At 35.6% G+C, this 1,308-nt stretch carries 2 protein-coding genes; one reads left to right on the forward strand and one right to left on the reverse strand.

Going from position 1 to position 1,308, the window contains the following annotated elements; all coding sequences use genetic code 11:
- Positions 1–149: 149 nt before the first annotated feature.
- Complete coding sequence (locus ACFILW_RS09770; protein ID WP_375685723.1) at positions 150–389, reverse strand: hypothetical protein; 240 nt, start codon at positions 387–389, stop codon at positions 150–152.
- Positions 390–536: 147 nt separating this feature from the next.
- Between ACFILW_RS09770 and ACFILW_RS09775 the strand changes: the two genes are divergently transcribed.
- Positions 537–1,043, forward strand: a complete 507-nt coding sequence (locus ACFILW_RS09775; protein ID WP_375685725.1) for a helix-turn-helix domain-containing protein — start codon at positions 537–539, stop codon at positions 1,041–1,043.
- Positions 1,044–1,308 lie beyond the last annotated feature (265 nt).

Consider the following 1,308-nt stretch of genomic DNA (forward strand, 5'->3'; position numbering starts at 1 on the left):
TAGAATACCAATTATTTTGCCTATTTTATATTGATTTTTAGACATTGATAAACTTTTTACCTTATAAAAACCTATGGGAAATGCATTAGCATATTTTTGTAATAAGATTTCAGTGGTATATTGCACAGCATGGAATGAAGAGAATCGTATTAGGCTTTTTGCTTTTGAAAGAATATGACTGCGACTTGTGAGAAAGCAGTTGGCAAGAATTGGCTTGGCATGCAAACTGATAGAGTTGGCAGTGGCGCATTTAGCTTTTTCATTGGGCTGTGTCCAAATGTTTTTGACTCTGGAAAATAGCCTCTGATAGGCTTGAGTTTTTCCAAGGTTATATTACAGGGGCGCAGTTCAGTAAAATACCACGGCGATTGCATTTTTGTAATTGTCATAATTTTCGCTCCTGCTTGAATGGATGCTGTAACATCCGTTTTTGTGGGGTTATGTATGTGATAACTGCTCTTTTTAAGGAGCAGTAATAATAGATATAAATCAATATAATTATTTAGTCAACAATTATATTGATTTTGGAGTGTTTTTTGGCTCGTCCGGAAGCAAAACCTAAAACTGAGTTGGCAAAACGTTTTCGTAAAGTGCGTCACGCTCTTGGTTTTACAGAGCGTAAGCAGTTTGCTGAACATCTTGGTATCACTGCTGGCTCTGTAGGAACTTATGAAACTGGTATAAGTGAGCCTACAGCCTCTGCGCTCTCCAAATATCAAGAAATTTGTGGTATTTCCTTAGATTGGCTTGTGACGGGCAATGGCGAGATGTTTTCAGATATGGCAAAGGCGAAAGCAGCTGGTTTTAAACCGCAGGCGATTCCTACTGGGCTGATGAAAAAGCTGGGACATTTAGTTTATACGACCTATCATGATGCAAAAATAACACTTTCTCCTGAAGATGTTGCGGAATTAGCAGCAGAGCTTTATGGAAGATTGCAAGAGCTTATTCAAAACCTCAATGATATAGAAGAAGTCGAAGCCACTTTGCCACTTTTAAAATTACATTTAAAGCGTAAAATCGAATCTGAAAAGCACATCTAGAAATTTCATAAGATACGAATGAACAGCCTTTAAAAAAATAAAACTTTTTTGATTTTCTGCTGTATAACCAAGTTTGGAATGTGAAAATCTCACGATTTTCGAGTCTCTTATTCGATCTGAAAAACGAGAAACTATCATTATAAATCAATATATTTCTCTGATTAAAGATAAAATGGTTCATAAAAAGAATGACGAGTAGTGATACAAACAAAATTTCTTCAAAAAGAAGCTAATATAGTGCCATTCCTGAAATATTTGTTGGTTG

Origin of the sequence: Bartonella sp. TT110JLCBS (genome assembly GCF_042193405.1) — a bacterium.
GTDB lineage: Bacteria > Pseudomonadota > Alphaproteobacteria > Rhizobiales > Rhizobiaceae > Bartonella.

Coding starts and splice junctions, on each gene's coding strand:
- ACFILW_RS09770 (WP_375685723.1), bottom strand. CDS start 389: ATGACAATTACAAAAATGCAATCGCCGTGGTATTTTACTGAACTGCGC.